Origin of the sequence: Paenibacillus sp. FSL L8-0435 (assembly GCF_037965655.1) — a bacterium.
Taxonomy (GTDB): domain Bacteria; phylum Bacillota; class Bacilli; order Paenibacillales; family Paenibacillaceae; genus Paenibacillus.
In genome coordinates this window covers 1,191,864-1,210,512 of record NZ_CP150185.1, presented here as the reverse complement: position 1 = coordinate 1,210,512, position 18,649 = coordinate 1,191,864, and the positions used below count along the sequence as shown (strand labels likewise).

Sequence of the window (18,649 nt, the reverse complement as noted above, 5' to 3'; positions counted from 1 at the left end):
TTGACCACTTTTGATAGAATTACATGCAAAGGTTGTTCAGGTCTTTCCCCTTCCGTTATGATGGAGATAAAATTATGTTCAGTGATCACTATGTCTTTGTTACTTTTTTGTGCGCGTTTAATCTGATTGATTGTTAGGTCTGTTATTCGTTATATATGTTGTGTTGTGTTGTGTTGTGTTGTGTTGCGTTATAGACCTATTGTCTGCACAAACGGTTAGCTTTACAGCAGACAGCTATATTAGAGTTAGCAAGACTGTGTATTTACTTTAAATTCGGGTTTGCACAAATGAGCTATTATGTAGTGGTCGAGTGTAGACTGGACCCGTTATTCGTTTGGTCTGTTGGTCTAACATCCGAAGGTCGATATATGATTAGCGTTGATTGGATTGGGGCAGTCTTCAGCCTTTTTAGTCGTTTATCTGTTCGTTTGGAGGGCCAACTCGTGCTGTCCGCACTGAGCATACATATTGTAGATATGTCTTTCAAAGGGTGGACACGGACATGAGAAAGCACTTCGGAATTGATATTCTACATATAGATCATTTTTAATTTTATATCTGAAAACATCTATATGTAGTGTTTCATATTCCTGGATGGATATAGTATCTTTTAAGAAAAGTGTCCACTCTTTGAAAGACAAAATTAAGATGAATGTCCTTTTGTAGTGGACAAATACATGCCCGAATTCCATTTATATAAGTTGGACTATACATTTACACAGAAATAACAAGGCAGTAATAACTCAAAGAAGTGTAGCTAAAAGCTTGTTGTAAGTACGATGCTATGGAGGCATATGCTACGCCTCTAATACCTCATAAGGAGAATCCGAGATGAATGAACATAAACAGGATGAAGATCAGAATAATAAATCAAACGCATCATTCGAAAATAGTGGACACCACGGGGATTCAACTGGGGAAATAAACACTTCAGATATAAGTCCGGTTCAAACAAATTCATCACAACGTGTGTTAATTGTAACTGCGGTTGATGCGGAAAAAGATGCGGTCCTCCGTGGTTTGGGAGATACGGCCGCGGAACGATTTGATGTCATCACTGCGGGCGTTGGCCCAGCCTCAGCCGCAGCAGGAACAGCCGCTACATTGGCATATGCCGTAGCGGCTGCAAGTACTAGGGCATTGGCGCAGGGTTCCACTACGCCAAGCCCATCCGATGTGGCACAGGCATCTGCCACATCTTCAAGGCCGGGGCCCCTTGCTGGAGCCGGATCTTCACCAGCCTACATGCTGGTGATCAGTGCCGGCATCGGCGGCGGGTTCCCCGGCCGGGCGGACGTCGGCTCCCTCGTGGTAGCGGACGCCATGGTTGCCGCCGATCTGGGCTCGCAGACGCCAGACGGCTTCCTTAGTGTGGACGAGCTCGGATTCGGCTCGTCCATTGTGGCGGCGGACGCGGAGCTTGCCGCTCGCCTGCGCCATGAGCTGCAGCGGGCTGGGCTCGCTGTCAGCGGAGGCACTGCGGTCACCGTGTCTACGGCGACCGGAACAGCGGAGACGGCCGCAGAGCTATTGCGCCGCGTGCCGGATGCCGCCGCCGAAGGTATGGAAGGCTTCGGCGTGGCAACAGCTGCCCAGCAGTTCGGCGTGCCAGCACTCGAACTGCGGGCCATATCCAACGCGGTCGGTCCACGCGACCGCGACGCTTGGCGCATCAAGGATGCCCTCGATGCGCTTCAGGCTGCAAGTTCCATTATACGGGAGGTTATTACATCATGAAAATTGCATTTTCCCCTTGTCCAAACGATACATTTATCTTTCACGCGTGGGTACACGGGTTGATCCCGGGCGCACCTGAGCTGGATGTCCGTTATGCTGATATTGATATCACCAATGGTCTGGCGGCAAATCCCGATGGACCCGACACACCTGAAGTGATGAAAATATCTTATGCAGCACTGCCATACGTGTTATCTGACTATGCTCTGCTTCCTGCTGGAGGCGCACTTGGCAGAGGATGTGGTCCGTTGGTTCTGACCGCAAATGGCACGACCGATCCAGCATATCTGTCTGGACGACGGGTTGCTGTGCCAAGTGAACGCTCGACAGCATATCTATTATTCCGTCTGTGGGCAGCGCAAAATGTTCCGGGTGGTGTAGGCGAGATTGTTGTCATGCCATTCGACCAGATCATGCCTGCTGTGCGAGACGGCAAGATCGATGCCGGACTTGTCATCCATGAAGCACGCTTCACGTACCAGAACTATGATCTCAAACTAATGACAGATCTCGGGAACTGGTGGGAAAGCGACACAGGCCTTCCGATCCCGCTTGGAGCAATCATCGCACGTCGCAACATGGATGCTCATGCCCTCGCCGGATGGGCACGCGCGTCGGTTGAATATGCATGGGCGCACCCGGATGAGTCGAGAGCATACGTTATGGAACATGCCCAAGAAATGGACCCTGACGTAGCTGCACAGCACATTGGACTGTATGTTAACGAATTCAGCGCCAACCTGGGTGATGATGGTTACGGCGCAATCACTGCACTGCTTGGCCGCGCCATGAAAGAAGGACTCGTTCCTGAGTTCGACCTTGATCTGTTGCGAATCTAACATCTATATCTGTACGCTCTATAACCAGCGCACCTTATTTAGCCGAATAACGTGGTATGAGAATTCTAAAGAATCTCAGACACCGTATTCGGCTAAAATTCGTTCATATCACCGACAAACTCGCTTCATTCCACACAATAACGCTTCTACGATTCGTTAGAAATTGGTATGTGCGGATTTTCGGCGTATAGCGTGCGCTCGTTTCGTTAGGGTCCTGTATAGGGTGTTCATTTGATACAAACTTCTTAGTATCCAGGGTGATGGCGATGTCCTTGCCATCTTTTATTTTTAGAGCTTAGTTACTTAGGGGTAGTAAAGGTCGTATTCAGGAGGGCACGAATCGGAGTCTGTCCTTTAACTTCCCCGTACCTGTTTTGCTGAATTCCTACCTTCCAGCAACAGTTATATAAGCCTTACCGGGTTTCGGATTTGAGGTTCGTGGTTGCGGTTTTAGATTCTAATTTTTAACTTGGTAAAAAACTTTCATCAAGATACTTGCTGCAAACTAGGGACCTCACTAACCATGTTGGACTACACTACACATGACACACGAAATAGAAAGAGCTGTCCCCTAACGTCAGACTTATGACGGAGGGACAGCTCTTTTTTTCACTCTATATTCAACTTCATATTTATAGTCATATCTAACACTCTACTCAACCCAAGATCGAAGCGGAAAGAAACCCATGCAACTCCACGCTCTCCGCGTCATCTTGAACCCTACTGTACTCCATCATCCCACCCCACTGCTCTCCCTCTCGCAACGGCGGTCTACGAATCCAACCAACCATCGCCTACGATCTGCTGCAACCGCAGCCGAACAATCGGAACCATCCCTACGAATCAGCCACAACCGTACGAATCATGATCCGCAGCGCATCCAGCATCATGGGAATAGGCAGCGACGGGACAGAAGGCTGCAACACCGCCATCTCTGTGGAGGCGGGAAAGTGTACAAATCCTGCACGGATCGGAAGTTGCCCTACTCGAATGTAATCCAGCACCCGGTACATTGTATTGTTGCAGATATATGTACCTGCTGTATTGGACACGGCAGCGGGAATACCTGCTGCCGACATGTCATTCACCATGGCACGTATGGGCAAGGTGGAGAACAACCCATCCGGGCTGCCGTTTACAATTGGCTCGTCCACAGGACGCTGTCCCTGGTTATCCGCGTAGGAGCCAGGCGGAATGTCTTTGACATTCACGGCGATCCGCTCCGGTGTGATGGACGTTCTGCCCTTGGCCAGCCCACAGGCGATGACCACATCTGGCCGATAGGCTTCCATCTCTGCGATCAGCAGGTCTGCACATTCATCAAAGTGCACGGGCAACAGTGCTGTTTTTAGCTCAGCACCCTCGATCACTTCGTTCGCAAGAGCATCCATTAACGTCCCCGCCGGATTCACTGCATCCCCGCCAAAAGGTTCAAACCCGGATATCAGAATCTTCACCATCACACCTCAGCTCCTGTCTGTTACTCCGATTTGTAACGTAATCCCCACTGGCCCCGAATCGTGTCCATCAGCTTCATGATTTCCAGGGATTCGTCCAGTTTAATGGTATGGCTCTCCGTCCGACCTTCTAAGATACAACGTCCCGCTTCTTCTGCCTCAAAAGCATAACCAATACATGTTCGATCATCCGTGAACTTCTCAGGCTCGTCCTGACCATTCACATGCAGATAGGCTTCTTTGCCCGCCAGGAATAAAGGAAGACGTATCTTGCCTTCCGTACCGTATATGACTGCTTCATTGCTGAGATTCAGACGAATGGCAGCACTCAGTGATGCAGAACGTCCCTCGGAATAGGACAACAACACGGAAAACTGCTCGTCCACACCCGTCTTACCGATATTGGCCGTACTCCATACATGCTGGGGCTGTTCGCCAAAGATCATCGAAGCAAAAGAAATCGGGTACACTCCTGCATCCAACAAAGCTCCCCCACCCAGATCCGGATTAAGCAATCTTCCTTCCGGCTCCCAGCCGACACGGAATCCAAAGTCTGCCTGGAGCAAACGTACTTCACCGATGCGTCCTTCTGCAATCCATGCTCTGGCTTGAGCGATCGGTGGCAAAAAGCGTGTCCACATCCCTTCCATCAGGAAAAGGTTACGCTCCCGTGCCGTCTCCACCAGTTGCTCCAACTGACGTGCATTCATCGTAAACGGCTTTTCACATAGCACCGCCTTGCCTGCCTCCAGACAAGCCATTACATTCTCCTTATGCACAGGGTGAGGTGTTGCCACATAGATAATATCTACCTCAGGATCTTGCAGCATCTCTTCATAAGAACCGTAAGCGCGTGCAAAACCATATTCAGCTGCAAACTTCTCCGCACTTCCCGCTGTCCGTGAACCTACCACTGCTTTCTCCGCGTTCCCGGCATGTTCCAAATCCTTTGCAAACTGGGATGCAATCCATCCCGTGCCCATAATGCCCCAGCGTACTTTGTCCTGTCCCACTACTTCTGTCATATTTAAAGCCTCCCTACTGCAATTTGAGTTGAAAAGGTTCATGATTCTGATCAGGCCAACATGTTATCCCCTTTATTTTACCAAAAAGAAACGCTTACGTCAGAAAACGATTTCGATTATGTGCTTTCAATAGAATCCAAGCTCATCAGGGCCTCGAACATATCTGTATACATTTCAATTCTCCAGTAGATTTGCTAAGATTATCAGCAGACCTTGGCCAAGAATTCTTGTCCCTAAGCATACTTATTACTAACGACAATCTGGTTAAACTATCGATCACATCTGATAACAGGATCAGGATCATATACCCTGTGCTATTCATAAAACATCTGACTATACTGCAAACGCGCTTTTGACAAGACAGCCAGTAATCATAACATCATGCAAAACGCATCAATAGACGTTCAAGAAAGACGTTCAGGTCCGAGAAAATATAGTGCGTTCCATATTCAATCATTACCTAAACTGTTCAAAAGAGAGGAGGACTCATAACACCATGACTACCATCCCGGGTACCGCCCACAGCGGCATGAATCCACACATGTTGCATAAGCAGACAAGTCCCAATGCAGAAAAGGAATCCTCAACCCGAGCAGATCTGGATGCATTCCTGAATGATACCCTTATCGAACTTCGTCAGGCAGAACATATTATAACCCGTGGGGAATGGCTCTGGTCCACAACTAAGCTAGCTCATCATACCTTCATATACATGCACAAATTTACAGGCCAACTGATCATGAATGGGACCCAATCCCACGTGGTTCGCAAATCAGCTTGCCTGTCCCTACCAGGAACTGCAATTGAACTGATTAGTGATGATGACCATGATATTGAACTGTATATGATTCACTTTGATCTGTATCGGGCTACGGAGAAAACAAAAGCCAGACGAATCTACGAACGTGAGCTCAGTTCACCTGTTACAGGCTGGATTCAAGGCCCATTTTACGGTATACAGCGCATTGCCGCACAGCTTACACAATTAAGCAATGAAGGTATGGAAACAGGCCTGAAGGCACAGCTCTTCCTGACGGAACTGTTACATATGCTCTGGCCTCAAGAAGACCAGACTGACGTAGGGGCTGGGCAGGATGAACCCGAACAGTGGCTCAGGTCCACCCTGCAATACATGCGCGAAAACTATATGCACGAGATCAAGCTCGAAAAGTTGGCTGAACTGGCTGACATGCACCCGTCCTATTACTCGCAGCTATTCAAGAGCCGCATGCAGAAGAATCCGATTGAATACATCACTCATCTGCGTATGAACCGGGCCAAGGAATTACTGCTCACTTCCGATCTGCGTATCCGTGATGTGGCTCGTGAAGTGGGTTACCGCGACGAATTTTATTTCAGCCGACGTTTCCGAAACCATGCCGGTTATGCGCCAACTTCCTATTCGAAGCAGGTCCACCGAAATATCGTGTCACTCTCCTATCCATACACAGACCACCTGATGACACTTGGCATCACGCCATGCGCAGCTCAGATCCAAGGCCATCTTCCTCATATGCCCAAATCGCTGACGCTGCCCTTTCACGCCTATGAACCTTGGGAACAGGGACGTCAGGCTTTCCTGGATGTGAATCCCGAATTGATTCTGACCAAGGACAATGCAGCTGCCAAAGCCATGGAGCATATTGGCGATGTCGCGCCCATCATCACGATTCCCTGGAACCAGACAGACGTCTTCGGTCATCTGCATCAGATTGCATCCATTGTGGATCGTACCCAAGCAGCGACAGATTGGCTGGATCGACATGAACGCAAGGCAGAGCGTGCACGCAAAAAAATCAAGGAATTGGTCGGGAACATTACCGTTGCCGTTGGCACGTTAACGCCTAAAGGTCCACGGATGTACAGCCATCGGAACTTTGGACATGTCTTTTATCGAACCTTGCAACTGGCCGCTCCTCAGCGTATTCAGACCGAACTGGCTGGCAAATCTCCCGGCATTGGATTCAACTGGCTGCCCTTCACACCAGGAGAATGGGACGGACTGGAGGCAGATGTGCTGGTACTGGCGATTAATTCTATGCATGAAAAGGCAACACTGTTGAAAGAGATGGCTTCGAATCCACTGTGGAACAGCCATCCTGCGGTAAAAAACGGACGTGTACATCTCATCGACTGGAACTCATGGGTTGTATATGCTCCATATTCCATCAACATCCAGCTCGAGGAAGCGCTCTCTATATTGACGAACAAACCTTCACTTTTGTAATCTAAAAAATGTCCATCTCCAAAATCTTAATTTATGCCATGTACGGGCCTGAATTAAGATTTTATAATGATCACTAATTGATAATGATAATCAATAACAATGAAATACGTTGTTGGTACCAAAGGAGTGACCCGTATTCAACATCCGGGACTGCCACATCGTCCGTCTAATTCAAGAAAATCTGCAGTGACTGTTGGGCTGACGTTTTTGTCTGCCATAGCCATACTGCTGCTAAGTATGTTTGTCGCAATCTCTTTAGGTGCCAAAGGGTTAACGCTGGAAACCGTATGGGCTGCCATATTTCAGTACAACCCGGCTTTGACACCACATCAGATTATTCATGAGCTGCGGCTGCCTCGTGTCCTTGCCGCGGTTATGATCGGCGCTTCCTTTGCTGTTGCAGGAGCTTTAATGCAGGGCATTACACGCAATCCGCTGGCAGACACAGGCATTCTGGGCATCAATGCTGGAGCCACTTTTGTCGTAGCACTGAGCTTTGCCTTTTGGCCCGGACTGCCATACGGCTGGATTATGTTTTTATCATTCATGGGGGCTGTTCTGGGCACACTGCTTATCTTCCTGCTTGGAATGGCAGCACCTGGTGGTCTGAATTCCATTAGACTGACCGTTGCCGGAGCCGTTATTGCAGCCATGTTAACCTCGCTCAGCACAGGCGTTGCCATTTATTTTGACCTGAGTCAGGATCTGGCCTTCTGGTATGCGGGAGGTTTCGGTGGAATAGAATGGCGGCATCTCAAGCTGATTCTTCCCGTGCTGCTCGCCACACTAATACTGATTATGCCACTTGCTCGGCGTGTATCGCTTATGTCACTCGGTGAAGAAGTGGCGATTAATCTCGGGATCAACCTGCGCTGGACGAGATTTCTCGCCCTTGCAGCGGTTGTTGTGCTGGCTGGTGTGTCCGTGTCGGCAGTAGGCTCCATTGGATTTGTCGGACTGGTCATCCCTCATATCTCCCGCAAACTGGTGGGTGTGGATTATCGACTCATCATTCCGATGTCTTCTCTGCTTGGAGCGATATTACTGGTGCTCGCCGATCTGGGCTCACGCATCGTGAACCCGCCCGAGGAGCTCGCGGTAGGCATTATGGTCGCTTTTGTCGGTGTACCGTTCTTCCTCTATCTGGCCCGTAAAGAAAGGAGGGCCTTGTAGCGATGAATTTTAATACACCTTCACGAGGTAAACGTTCGATCATCGTCAGTATCACGCTGCTCTGCATCGCCATTGCCGTTATTGTGATCAGCCTGAACACCGGAACCATTCGTCTCTCCCCAATGGCTGTGTTACAGACTTTGCTTGGTAATGGCAATTCGGATGATCAGATTGTACTGTTTGATTACCGACTGCCTCGCATCCTGGTAACTGTATTGGCTGGAGCAGGACTTGGTATTGCCGGAGCGGCCTTGCAAGGGATCACCCGCAATCCACTGGCGGACCCGGGTATTCTGGGATTACATGCGGGGGCAGCATTTGGACTAATGGTGTTTGTTAGTCTCTCCTTTACGATGGATGGTTCTGTGGCCTTGCTGATCCCGTTGTTTGCTTTTGCAGGCAGTGTTGCTGCCGCCCTGATCATCATGCTGTTATCTTATGATCGGCACAACGGCGTATCACCCATTAAGCTGATTCTGGTGGGAATCGCGGTAGCGGCCGGGTTCCATGCGTTAACACTCTATCTATCCCTGCGTCTGGATGAAGACACTTATTCCTTTGCCGCTCGCTGGCTGGCAGGAAGCGTCTGGGGCCGGGATTGGATTCATGTGCAAGCTTTGCTTCCTTGGGTGGTGTTATGTATCTCTTATATTTGGAGTCGATCCAAAACACTAGATGCCTTCAATCTTGGAGATGCTGCCGCAACCAGTATCGGGACACCTGTCCGATCCCAGCGTATTATTTTGCTGCTCTGTGCCGTGGCTTTGTCTGCCGTCAGTGTATCGATGGCTGGTGGGATCGGCTTTATCGGTCTGGCGGCGCCACATCTGGCGCGCAAACTTGTTGGTCCGATGCATCGGCATCTGATTCCAGCCGCCGGGCTCATCGGTATGGTTATTCTGGTGACCGCTGATACGATCGGGCGAACGATCTTTCAGCCTAATGCCATTCCGGCAGGCGTGGTGGTTGCTGCGATTGGTGCACCTTACTTTTTGTACCTGTTAGTACGAAGCAAGTGATCTTTTTTCAGAAAAACAAATAAGACATCCAAGAGATGTTCAAGGAGATTGTGACTACCCATGTTAAAGAAAAATCTTATGCTTGTCATGAGTATCTGTCTGGTACTTGTGCTCGCAGCCTGTGGAACGACCAATAATTCATCATCTGCTTCTGGTGGTTCGTCTACGGATACTTCAACCAAGAATCAAGACAACAGCTCAAGTTCGGGAGAGCAACGCATTGCCTCCATGTCGATCCATCTGACCAATGATCTGCTGTCTCTCGGCATTACTCCGGTTGGTTCCGTTATTGGTGGTGAAGCTAAAGGCTTCCTGTCCCATGTTGCTGATCAACTTCAAAATACAACACCACTTGGTCCGGTTAAAGACCCGGATATGGAAGCTTTGCTTGCCCTGAAACCCGATGTGATCTATCTGGACGAAGAATTCTCCGGTGGTGACATTGCCAAATTCGAAAAAATTGCTCCGGTGCATGTCTTCAATCTGGATGACGGTACATGGCGCGACCATCTGAAAGACATTGGCAAACTCGTGAATCGCGAGAAGGAAGCCGAGCAATACATTCAGGACTACGCAACCGAAACGGAAGAAGTGAAATCTCTGATTCATGACACGATTGATGATGGTACTGTGATGGCGATCCGTGTTACTGCCAAAGAATTACGTGTGTTCAGTACACGCCGTCCCATGGGTCCCATTTTGTATGAGGATCTCGGTCTGACTCCTGCCAAAGGGATCACAGATATCGATTCGACTAAACCGTATCAAGTCGTCTCCCGTGAAATATTGCCGGACTATGATGCAGATGCAATCTTTGTAGTTGTGAATTCGGATGATGAAGCCCAGACCATGTTCAAGGAACTGCAAAACAATCCGATCTGGCAAGGTCTGAAAGCAGTCAAAGCCAGCCATGTCTACCCGATTGGTGCACAGCCTTGGCTGGATTACTCATCTATCGGTAATAAAATGGCCATGGATGAAGCCAAAGAAATGTTCTCCAAAAAATGATTTTCCTTACACTCCACACTTAACGTGTCACAATACCAAAAAACCTCTCTTAGAGACCGGAACAGAGTTAGTTATCATACTCTCTTCCGCTCAAAGCAGAGGTTTTTGTTTTTTTCTTATCTATTTTACTTGTTTACTTTCCAGCCAATCGACCTGGAAATACCTTAAATCCAAAATTAACGACTTGTATTCACTTGACGATATGTCAAATCAAACTTAAGATTTATTTAGTCGACTAACTAAAAGGATACGAACGGAGTAGATGATATGAACCCAGTCCAAAATGATCGGTTAATGGGGCAGCTATCCGAACTCGTGAAACTGAAACGCTACAAGGTTCATGAGAAACTTGTGAACCACCCCGAGTTATACCCGGGGCAGCCCCCTTTGCTGTTCCAGCTTGAACGAAAAGATGGCCAATCCCAGAAAAACCTGGCCGAACAACTTCAGCGCAGTCCCGCAACGGTAACTGTCATGCTCAAGCGCATGGAATCATCCGGTTATGTGAGACGCGAAGCAGACCCGAAGGATCTGCGCAGTCTGCGGGTATACCTGACGGATCAGGGGCGATCCGCGCTACAAGAATTGAGAGAAGTGATTCAGAAGTTGGAACAGCAGGCCCAGAAAGATTTTACACCGGAAGAACTCCGGATCATGTCTGCACTTGCACAGCGTATGCTCCAAAACCTGCGTGAATCCTGAGGCGATGCAGACTCGCAATTGAAGCAGCTAGAGGTATTATGAAATTGATTCACTTATGCAATGAAGATTGAGGTGATTCCCTATTGTGGACGTTAAAACGATTCTTGACCCCGTATAAGTCGGCGGCAATCGTCGCCCCGCTGCTCATGGTACTTGAGGTTACCATGGACCTGCTCCAGCCCAAGCTGATGTCCAGCATTGTGGATGATGGTGTACTTGCAGGGAACCTGCCCCATATCGTGACCACAGGTCTGATCATGTTACTTGTTGCGTTAATCGGCTGGGTTGGCGGCGCAGGCTGTACACTCTATTCAAGCAAAGCTGCCGTTGGATACGGCACAGATCTGCGCCAGGAACTGTTTGACCATATTCAAACCTTCTCCTTCCGCAATCTGGATACGTTTCAGGAAGGTTCTCTGATCACTCGTCTGACCAGTGACATTACCCAGATGCAGACCTTTGTACAGATGCTGCTGCGGATGTTTATCCGTTCGCCAATGCTGATCATCGGAAGTATCATCATGGCGTTTACGATCAGTGTGAAACTGGCTTTGATTCTTATTGCGACAGTACCGGTACTGTTTATTATTTTATTTATTCTGATAAAAGCTTCCTATCCGCTGTTCGCCAGTGTGCAGATCAAGCTTGATCAGGTCAACGCCGTGCTTCAGGAGAATCTTGCCGGCATTCGTGTCGTCAAGGCGTTTGCACGTGCACGTCTGGAGAAAAAACGGTTCAAGCAATCCAACGAAGATTACACTACAACCGCCGTCAAAGCCTGGCGTATTGTAACGCTGAACGCACCCGTGCTCAGCCTGATGCTGAACGCTACCATTGTAGCGGTGCTGTGGTTTGGAGGTTTCCAGGTAGTGGGAGGCGATATTGCCGCCGGGGATCTGATTGCTTTTATCAACTATGTCACGGTTGTACTCTCTTCCCTCACGTCAATCGGCATGATGATGATGAGCTTCTCCCGTGCCAAGGTATCTGCTGCCCGGATCAACGAGGTGTTACATACAGAGCCAGATATCCAATCGGGAACCGACAACGATAACTCCGGGAATGTACAGTCACATCAGTCTAAACGTCAGCAGTCCTCATACCAACCGTCTTTTCTTCCCTCGCACACAGGCGGTCAAGTGGAGTTCAGAGACGTATCTTTCCGTTATGATGGTGACCATGCACTCACCGGAATTAATCTGAAGGCTCGCCCGGGTGAGAAAGTGGCTCTGATCGGTTCTACAGGTTCAGGCAAAACCTCGCTGGTGCAGCTAATTCCCCGTCTGTATGATGCTTCGCAAGGTGAAGTGCTCGTGAATGGAGTGAACGTTCGTCACTGGGATCTTCAGGATCTTCGCAGCCGTGTGTCCATTGTGCTCCAGGAATCCATTCTGTTCAGCGGCAGCATCCGGGATAACATTTGTTTCGGCCGGCCCGGTGCAATGGATGCTGAATTGCATGCTGCGGCACAAGCTGCGGCTGCGGATGATTTTATTATGAAACTGAAAGATGGGTATAACACGGAACTGGGTCAGCGCGGGGTCAATCTGTCCGGTGGACAGAAACAGCGGATTTCCATTGCACGCGCCCTGCTTATGCGACCTGAAGTGCTGATTCTGGATGATAGCACCAGTGCTGTGGATCTACGCACGGAAGCGAGCATTCAGAAGGCTTTGCAATCCTTGATGAAAGACAGTACCACCTTTTTGATTGCACAGCGGATCTCCTCCGTGAAGGATGCAGACTGTATATATGTCATTGATGAAGGACAGATCGTTGCCAGAGGCACACATGATGACCTTATGGCTCATTCATCACACTATCAAGCCATCTATTATTCGCAGCAACGGAAGGAGGATGTTCAATTTGGCTAAACCTGCATCTTCCTCCATACAACAAACGGTCGTGCCTCCCATCGGAAGACCCGGACCTGCGGGCAGAGGACCTGTTCCCAAAGTCAGAGCCAAAAATGCTCGCCACGCCCTAATCCGGGTATGGTCGTACATGGGACGTCATCGCAGAGGAGTTATTGCTGCATTAGTGCTGACGGCTCTTGGAACACTGCTTAACCTGGCAGGACCTTACCTTCTCGGCCGTGCCGTTAACGAACATATCGTGCCCAAAATAACAGCGGGTTTGCTGAAGGAATGTCTCCTCTTGCTGAGTGTTTATGCCCTTGGCTCACTCCTGATGTGGGCTCAATCCTATGTCATGATTGGTGTGTCCCAACTGACCGTCAAAGATCTGCGACATGCGTTGTTCTCTCGACTGCAAGAGCTGCCTATTAGCTTTTTTGATAAAAATCAAAGCGGGGACCTGATGAGCCGAGCCACTAATGATATCGATAACGTATCTACAACGCTGAATCAAAGCGTAACCCAATTGATGTCCAGTGCCATCCTGTTCGTTGGCTCCTTGTCGATCATGTTTGCACTCGATGTTCGGCTCACCCTACTCAGTCTGGTGACTGTACCCTTGATAACCATCGCCACTCGCCTGATCGCGTCGAGAACACGCAAACACTTCACCGCCCAGCAGAAATTACTTGGTGAGCTTAATGGGTATGCTCAGGAAACCATTGCTGGACAAAAAGTCGTTGCTGCCTATAACCGTCAGGATCAGGCACATCGGCATTTTCAGAATCTGAACGAGAAACTGCGCACATCCAGCACACAGGCCCAGACCGTTTCAGGTTTAGTTGGACCCACGATGAACGTGATGAACAATATCGGGTTTGCCATACTCGCTTCTGTAGGTGGATGGATGGCTTATCATGAAATGACGTCCATTGGACTGATCGTCAGCTTTCTCGCTTACTCCCGCCAGATTGAGCGGCCACTCAACGATCTAGCCAATCAGTACAATCTCATTCAGGCTGCAATCGCAGGTGCTGAACGTGTGTTCCACATTATGGATACACCTGGCGAATACGTAGAGGAACAGAAGAAACAGCTGGATCAGATTCAAGGTAGAGTTGTATTTGAAGACGTCTCTTTTGGGTATAGCGCGGAGCGAGACATTCTCAAGAAGGTTAGTTTTACTGTAAAACCTGGTGAGATGATTGCACTTGTTGGACCTACCGGGGCAGGTAAAACGACCATTATCAACCTGTTGCCCCGTTTCTACGAGATTACAGGCGGACAGATTACCATTGATGGATGTGACATCTCGGAACTGGAGAAGGATCAACTCCGTCGGCAACTCGGTATTGTGCTTCAGGATGCCTACCTGTTCTCGGGTACCATTCGCGACAATCTTGCCTACGGCAAGCCGGACGCAACGGATGAACAGATCCGACAAGCGGCTGAGCTGGCGAATGCACATTCGTTCATCCGCAAACTGCCACAGGGCTACGATACCCCCATCATTTCCGGGGGAAGCAACCTGAGTCAGGGACAACGACAACTGCTGACCATTGCCCGGGCAATTCTGGCTGATCCGGCCATTCTTATTCTGGATGAAGCAACGAGCAGCATTGATACGCGTACAGAGATGAAGATCCAGGATGCGATGCGCACTTTAATGAAAGACCGTACCAGCTTTGTTATCGCCCACAGACTGAGCACGATTCGTGAAGCCGATCAGATTCTCGTCATTGATGATGGACAGATCGCTGAACGGGGCAGCCATGACGAGTTGATGCAGCAACAAGGATTCTACTATCAGTTACATCAGGGAAAGCTCAATAAGTCGAACTAATGATTATTCACACAGACACTACGATGAAAGAATAACCTTCCAATCGCTGTTATCCCCAGATTTTATCGAATTCCTTTTCACAAGGGGATATCCCGGGGATAAAGGCGAGGTGCATGCTTCCGAAGTAGCTTTCTTTCAGAAAGCTTTCAGCTCCGCTTTTCAGGTTTTTTCTGTCCTCTCCGTTACGTTTAAATGATTAGTTCAACCCAATATAGTCTGAAATTGAAATACTAAACGCCGCATGGGGGTTCTTTCAGGACCCAAGCAGCGTTTTTTTATTTTGACTAATGAATATGTTATTGGTATCCCTGGGTGGTTATACGATTTACGTCTCCATGGGCAGATGAAGCGTGAAGGTAGAGCCAACCCCCATTTCGCTATGGACGGTAATTTTACCATTGTGATCCTGAACGATTTTCTGGCAGAGTGCAAGTCCAAGTCCCGTACCTTCTTCTTTGGTTGTATAAAATGGATTAAAGATGGTGGATAGCGAATTTTCCGGAATGCCGCTTCCTGTATCTGTAATTGAAATGAGTACTGCGTCCCCGTCCTGCAACAAATCCATATGGACCTCACCAGGATCAGTCATTGCTTCAAAAGCGTTACGAATCAGATTGATCAATACCTGCACAATTTTATCTCGATCCATAATGATCACAACTGGCTCATTAGTCATTTCAAGCGTAATTTGATGCCCTCGGGATGCCGCATCTGACTCGGTCAAAGACATCACGCGTTCAAGGCAGTGACCCAAATGTTCAGGCTTCATGTGATTGGCATGTGGTTTGGAAAACTGCAAAAATTCAGCTGTCAAATCGGTTACTCTCGTCACTTCACCCATAATCACTTCATACCATGGCGCGATATTAAACGCTTGTCCACGGGACAGTTGCAGGAATCCCCGAATTGCGGTAAGCGGGTTCCGAATTTCGTGAGCCATACCCGCAGCCAGTTCACCTACAGCCCTCAGTCTTTCGGAACGAAATACTTCTTCTTCATTTTTCAGCCATTTGCTGCGCTGTTGTTGAAGCAGCCTATCCTCGGCTACCGTCATAAAGTGCTGCAACGAATCTGACATTTCAGGGTACAGAGAGATGCTGTAGCTAACCTGGAGTCCTTGAAGCTGCACGGATAGCAGTGACGACATTCGTTCTTCCACATCCTGTATCTCTGGCAAAACGACCGCAAATCGGTCTCCTGCATACCGGGATATGCCATAGGCTTCGGTGAAATGATTGCTGATCATCTGGCCTGTACCTGTGATTACCGTACACCAAGGATCTTCTGAATCTTTTTTAAAGCCGCTAAAGTTATTGACGTTCAAAAGGACAAGCAAAAAAGACCGTTGCTCTTCTACTGTCTTATGTAACATCTCCATGTAACCTTCGTAATTCAACAGTCCGGTAAGCGGATCATGCAGGGTCAGGAACCGATTCTTTTCCCGAAGCCTGCGCTTCTCGACCTCACTGTTGATTAAGGTATGATACAAAAAAATGATAACAACCGAGGTTAACAGGTCAAATAACGAAACCAGCAAAGCATATGTATCTACAGGCACATACGAAAGCCGAATCAACGTATATTGCAGCATAAGCAGCAACGAAATCGGCAAGGTCTGTGCCAACCTTGGTTTGTCCTGGATCATTGAAATAATGAGCATATAATACAGCATGTTGCACCAGTTCAGTTCACTGAAATAGTGGAATATCCCGAGAAAAATCCACTGAAATTTTCGCAGCACAGGATATCGTCTCTCCCCATAAATACTTGCTACCAATAATGTCGCCGAAAGTGACATTATTGCCATATTAGGGGTAAGCCTGAGAACATAAGAGGACAGAATGACAAGCAGACAACCTAGCGGGAATATCACCATTTTCATCGTGTAACTAAGCAAACAGCCTCGCCCCCTTTGACATAAAACTCACATCAAACAACTTATGTACATGTATTATATCGATTATGATTAGCTGATGTTGTCGATTAGTGGAGGCTCGTCAAATTCGCACGAATGTATAAATTATGAAGGCAATAGGACATATGATGTAATTGTAATCAACAAAAGTGAAACAATTCCTCTTCGCATAAATCATTATTGTGGTACAATACATTAATGGATTAATTTAGGATAAATACTTTCTTATGGAGGATATCACATGATAACACAACGAAAACCACTGGGCCTCGGAACGCTCTCTCTACTCGTACTATTGATGGGTCTCGCCTTTAATTTCCAATGGGGCACAACAAATTTTATGATCAGTCACTATCTTTTTAACTTAATAAACATACCGATTTATAGCAATGGAACTCAAGGACTTCATATTCCTTTTGTAGTAGCAGCCCTCTTCTGGATTCCAGCCTTCTTGCTTGCCAAAAAAAATCGTTCACATTATGGCACAAGTGTATCTTATAACGTCGCCGGATTCATGTTGCTCTTATGCATCATTGGACCAGTTATCCCCGTTATCGATTGGATGGTCAATGGTTAAACAATTAAAGCCAGCTCTCTATATCCCGAGGGCTGGCTTCTTTGCTGCTTTTCCATATAAGATAAACAAATTATTTACACAACAACGTAGAGGACAGAAATAACCTGAAGAAGCGGAGCGTTCGCCTTTATCCCCGGATTTTCACTTCTTTTAGAAGGGAATCAAAAAAATCTGGGGATAACAGCGATCAGAAGGTTGTTCTGTCATCGGAGTGACTGGTGTAACCTCTTGAGGCTCATCTTATTTCTTCGCCATATACTTACGGATGTCAAAAGCCACCGCAGCAACAATGATCAATCCTTTGATAATCAACTGCCAGTATGGGCTCACACCAATAAACGTCAGACCATAGTTAATGACCCCGAAGATCAGCACACCCGCCATAACCCCAGGTACCGTTCCAATACCTCCTGCCGTTGATACGCCGCCTACCACACATGCGGCAATTGCATCCAGCTCATACATGTTACCATAATTGTTTGTTGCTCCACCTGTGCGTGCTGCCTCAAGTACACCGCCCAGACCATATAGTGCACCCGCAATGGCATACAGCGCAACCAGGTTACGTGCCACATGAATCCCGGATACATGCGCTGCCTGAATGTTGCCACCGATCGCGTACATGTTTTTGCCGAGACGTGTTTTGTTAAAGATCACCCAGCAGATTAATGCCACCGCAATCGCAATGAGGACAATATACGGGATGGAATAACCTCCGCCCAGATCAATGTATCCAGAGCCAATGACGGTAAAATCGGGTCTCAATCCTCCGATCGGCTGTGACTGGTTGGGTTCCGTATCAAAATAAATGGAGTTCAGTCCGTACACGGCAACCATCGTACCCAGCGTTGCGATAAAAGGAGGTACATGTAATTTGGCAACAATCAGTCCATTGACCAAACCCACGAATAGACCTGCGGTGATTCCAACCAGAATCGGCAACAACACCGGCAAATGGGGCAGATCGGGGAAGAAGCGGTTGGCATACTCGTCAATTTGCAGCATCGACGCCGATACAACCGCTGTCAGACCAACCACCCGTCCAGCGGACAGATCGACCCCGCCCGTGACAAGGATAAAGGCTGCACCGAGCGCAATAATGGCCCGTGTGGAGGACTGCTGCAAGATGTCCCGCAGTGTGGAGAAGGCCAGAAAATTCGGATCGGCAATCGCAATACCAATAATGAGTAGGATCAGTACAATAAAGATGGCGCGTTGTGTTACATATTGTTTTACTTGATTGATCATCTGTGTGTTCATCTGTTTCCCTC

General features: G+C 48.2%; 15 protein-coding genes. 11 read left to right on the top strand and 4 right to left on the bottom strand.

Annotated features, from left to right (window positions below; all coding sequences use genetic code 11):
* Positions 1-287: 287 nt before the first annotated feature.
* From NST33_RS05400 to NST33_RS05390, 3 genes are all read left to right on the top strand, one after another.
* A complete protein-coding gene (locus NST33_RS05400; RefSeq protein ID WP_221818977.1) occupies positions 288-506 on the top strand; it encodes a hypothetical protein in 219 nt (72 codons plus the stop codon).
* A 325-nt stretch (positions 507-831) separates the two neighbouring features.
* Entirely contained in the window at positions 832-1,737 is a 906-nt protein-coding gene (locus tag NST33_RS05395) for a futalosine hydrolase (RefSeq protein ID WP_339307129.1), read from the top strand.
* Entirely contained in the window at positions 1,734-2,576 is an 843-nt protein-coding gene (locus tag NST33_RS05390) for a 1,4-dihydroxy-6-naphthoate synthase (RefSeq protein ID WP_036672450.1), read from the top strand. Before NST33_RS05395 ends, NST33_RS05390 begins: the two co-directional genes overlap by 4 nt.
* Before the next feature lie 836 nt (positions 2,577-3,412).
* Here the strand turns inward: NST33_RS05390 and NST33_RS05385 are convergent.
* Both NST33_RS05385 and NST33_RS05380 read right to left on the bottom strand, forming a co-directional pair.
* Complete coding sequence (locus NST33_RS05385; RefSeq protein WP_339307127.1) at positions 3,413-4,036, bottom strand: pyroglutamyl-peptidase I; 624 nt, start codon at positions 4,034-4,036, stop codon at positions 3,413-3,415.
* 20 nt (positions 4,037-4,056) lie between these two features.
* Complete coding sequence (locus NST33_RS05380; protein WP_339307125.1) at positions 4,057-5,058, bottom strand: Gfo/Idh/MocA family oxidoreductase; 1,002 nt, start codon at positions 5,056-5,058, stop codon at positions 4,057-4,059.
* A 496-nt stretch (positions 5,059-5,554) separates the two neighbouring features.
* Here NST33_RS05380 and NST33_RS05375 point away from each other — a divergent pair, with 496 nt between their 5' ends.
* The 7 genes from NST33_RS05375 (at position 5,555) to NST33_RS05345 (ending at position 14,886) form a co-directional block, all read left to right on the top strand.
* Positions 5,555-7,285 (top strand): AraC family transcriptional regulator, encoded by a 1,731-nt coding sequence (locus NST33_RS05375; protein ID WP_339307124.1) that lies wholly within the window; start codon positions 5,555-5,557, stop codon positions 7,283-7,285.
* Between the two features lie 99 nt (positions 7,286-7,384).
* Positions 7,385-8,458: an iron ABC transporter permease gene (locus tag NST33_RS05370; protein WP_339307123.1), complete on the top strand. Its 1,074-nt coding sequence runs from the start codon at positions 7,385-7,387 to the stop codon at positions 8,456-8,458.
* 2 nt (positions 8,459-8,460) lie between these two features.
* Positions 8,461-9,477, top strand: a complete 1,017-nt coding sequence (locus NST33_RS05365) for an iron ABC transporter permease (RefSeq protein WP_339307121.1) — start codon at positions 8,461-8,463, stop codon at positions 9,475-9,477.
* Positions 9,478-9,537: 60 nt separating this feature from the next.
* Complete coding sequence (locus NST33_RS05360) at positions 9,538-10,485, top strand: iron-hydroxamate ABC transporter substrate-binding protein (protein WP_339307119.1); 948 nt, start codon at positions 9,538-9,540, stop codon at positions 10,483-10,485.
* A 267-nt stretch (positions 10,486-10,752) separates the two neighbouring features.
* Complete coding sequence (locus tag NST33_RS05355; protein WP_339182447.1) at positions 10,753-11,187, top strand: MarR family transcriptional regulator; 435 nt, start codon at positions 10,753-10,755, stop codon at positions 11,185-11,187.
* An 83-nt stretch (positions 11,188-11,270) separates the two neighbouring features.
* Positions 11,271-13,061, top strand: a complete 1,791-nt coding sequence (locus tag NST33_RS05350) for an ABC transporter ATP-binding protein (protein ID WP_339307117.1) — start codon at positions 11,271-11,273, stop codon at positions 13,059-13,061.
* A complete protein-coding gene (locus NST33_RS05345; RefSeq protein WP_339307115.1) occupies positions 13,054-14,886 on the top strand; it encodes an ABC transporter ATP-binding protein in 1,833 nt (610 codons plus the stop codon). The genes NST33_RS05350 and NST33_RS05345 overlap by 8 nt, the downstream gene beginning before the upstream one ends.
* 325 nt (positions 14,887-15,211) lie before the next feature.
* On the opposite strand, the gene NST33_RS05340 is transcribed toward NST33_RS05345, so the two are convergent.
* The gene (locus NST33_RS05340) at positions 15,212-16,627 is read right to left on the bottom strand and encodes an ATP-binding protein (protein WP_221819310.1); all 1,416 of its coding nucleotides are present in this window, start codon (positions 16,625-16,627) and stop codon (positions 15,212-15,214) included.
* A 415-nt stretch (positions 16,628-17,042) separates the two neighbouring features.
* Here NST33_RS05340 and NST33_RS05335 point away from each other — a divergent pair, with 415 nt between their 5' ends.
* Positions 17,043-17,378 carry a hypothetical protein gene (locus NST33_RS05335; RefSeq protein WP_339307112.1) on the top strand — a complete coding sequence of 112 codons (336 nt, stop codon included), beginning with the start codon at positions 17,043-17,045 and terminating at the stop codon, positions 17,376-17,378.
* A gap of 240 nt (positions 17,379-17,618) precedes the next feature.
* Here the strand turns inward: NST33_RS05335 and mglC are convergent, their stop codons facing one another.
* A complete protein-coding gene (gene mglC / locus NST33_RS05330) occupies positions 17,619-18,638 on the bottom strand; it encodes a galactose/methyl galactoside ABC transporter permease MglC (RefSeq protein WP_339299534.1) in 1,020 nt (339 codons plus the stop codon).
* Positions 18,639-18,649 lie beyond the last annotated feature (11 nt).

Excerpts from the sequence above, each read along its gene's own strand:
- NST33_RS05400 (WP_221818977.1), top strand. The coding sequence starts at position 288 with ATGAGCTATTATGTAGTGGTCGAGTGTAGACTGGACCCGTTATTCGTT.
- NST33_RS05395 (WP_339307129.1), top strand. The coding sequence starts at position 832 with ATGAATGAACATAAACAGGATGAAGATCAGAATAATAAATCAAACGCA.
- NST33_RS05390 (WP_036672450.1), top strand. The coding sequence starts at position 1,734 with ATGAAAATTGCATTTTCCCCTTGTCCAAACGATACATTTATCTTTCAC.
- NST33_RS05385 (WP_339307127.1), bottom strand. The coding sequence starts at position 4,036 with ATGGTGAAGATTCTGATATCCGGGTTTGAACCTTTTGGCGGGGATGCA.
- NST33_RS05380 (WP_339307125.1), bottom strand. The coding sequence starts at position 5,058 with ATGACAGAAGTAGTGGGACAGGACAAAGTACGCTGGGGCATTATGGGC.
- NST33_RS05375 (WP_339307124.1), top strand. The coding sequence starts at position 5,555 with ATGACTACCATCCCGGGTACCGCCCACAGCGGCATGAATCCACACATG.
- NST33_RS05370 (WP_339307123.1), top strand. The coding sequence starts at position 7,385 with ATGAAATACGTTGTTGGTACCAAAGGAGTGACCCGTATTCAACATCCG.
- NST33_RS05365 (WP_339307121.1), top strand. The coding sequence starts at position 8,461 with ATGAATTTTAATACACCTTCACGAGGTAAACGTTCGATCATCGTCAGT.
- NST33_RS05360 (WP_339307119.1), top strand. The coding sequence starts at position 9,538 with ATGTTAAAGAAAAATCTTATGCTTGTCATGAGTATCTGTCTGGTACTT.
- NST33_RS05355 (WP_339182447.1), top strand. The coding sequence starts at position 10,753 with ATGAACCCAGTCCAAAATGATCGGTTAATGGGGCAGCTATCCGAACTC.
- NST33_RS05335 (WP_339307112.1), top strand. The coding sequence starts at position 17,043 with ATGATAACACAACGAAAACCACTGGGCCTCGGAACGCTCTCTCTACTC.
- mglC (WP_339299534.1), bottom strand. The coding sequence starts at position 18,638 with ATGAACACACAGATGATCAATCAAGTAAAACAATATGTAACACAACGC.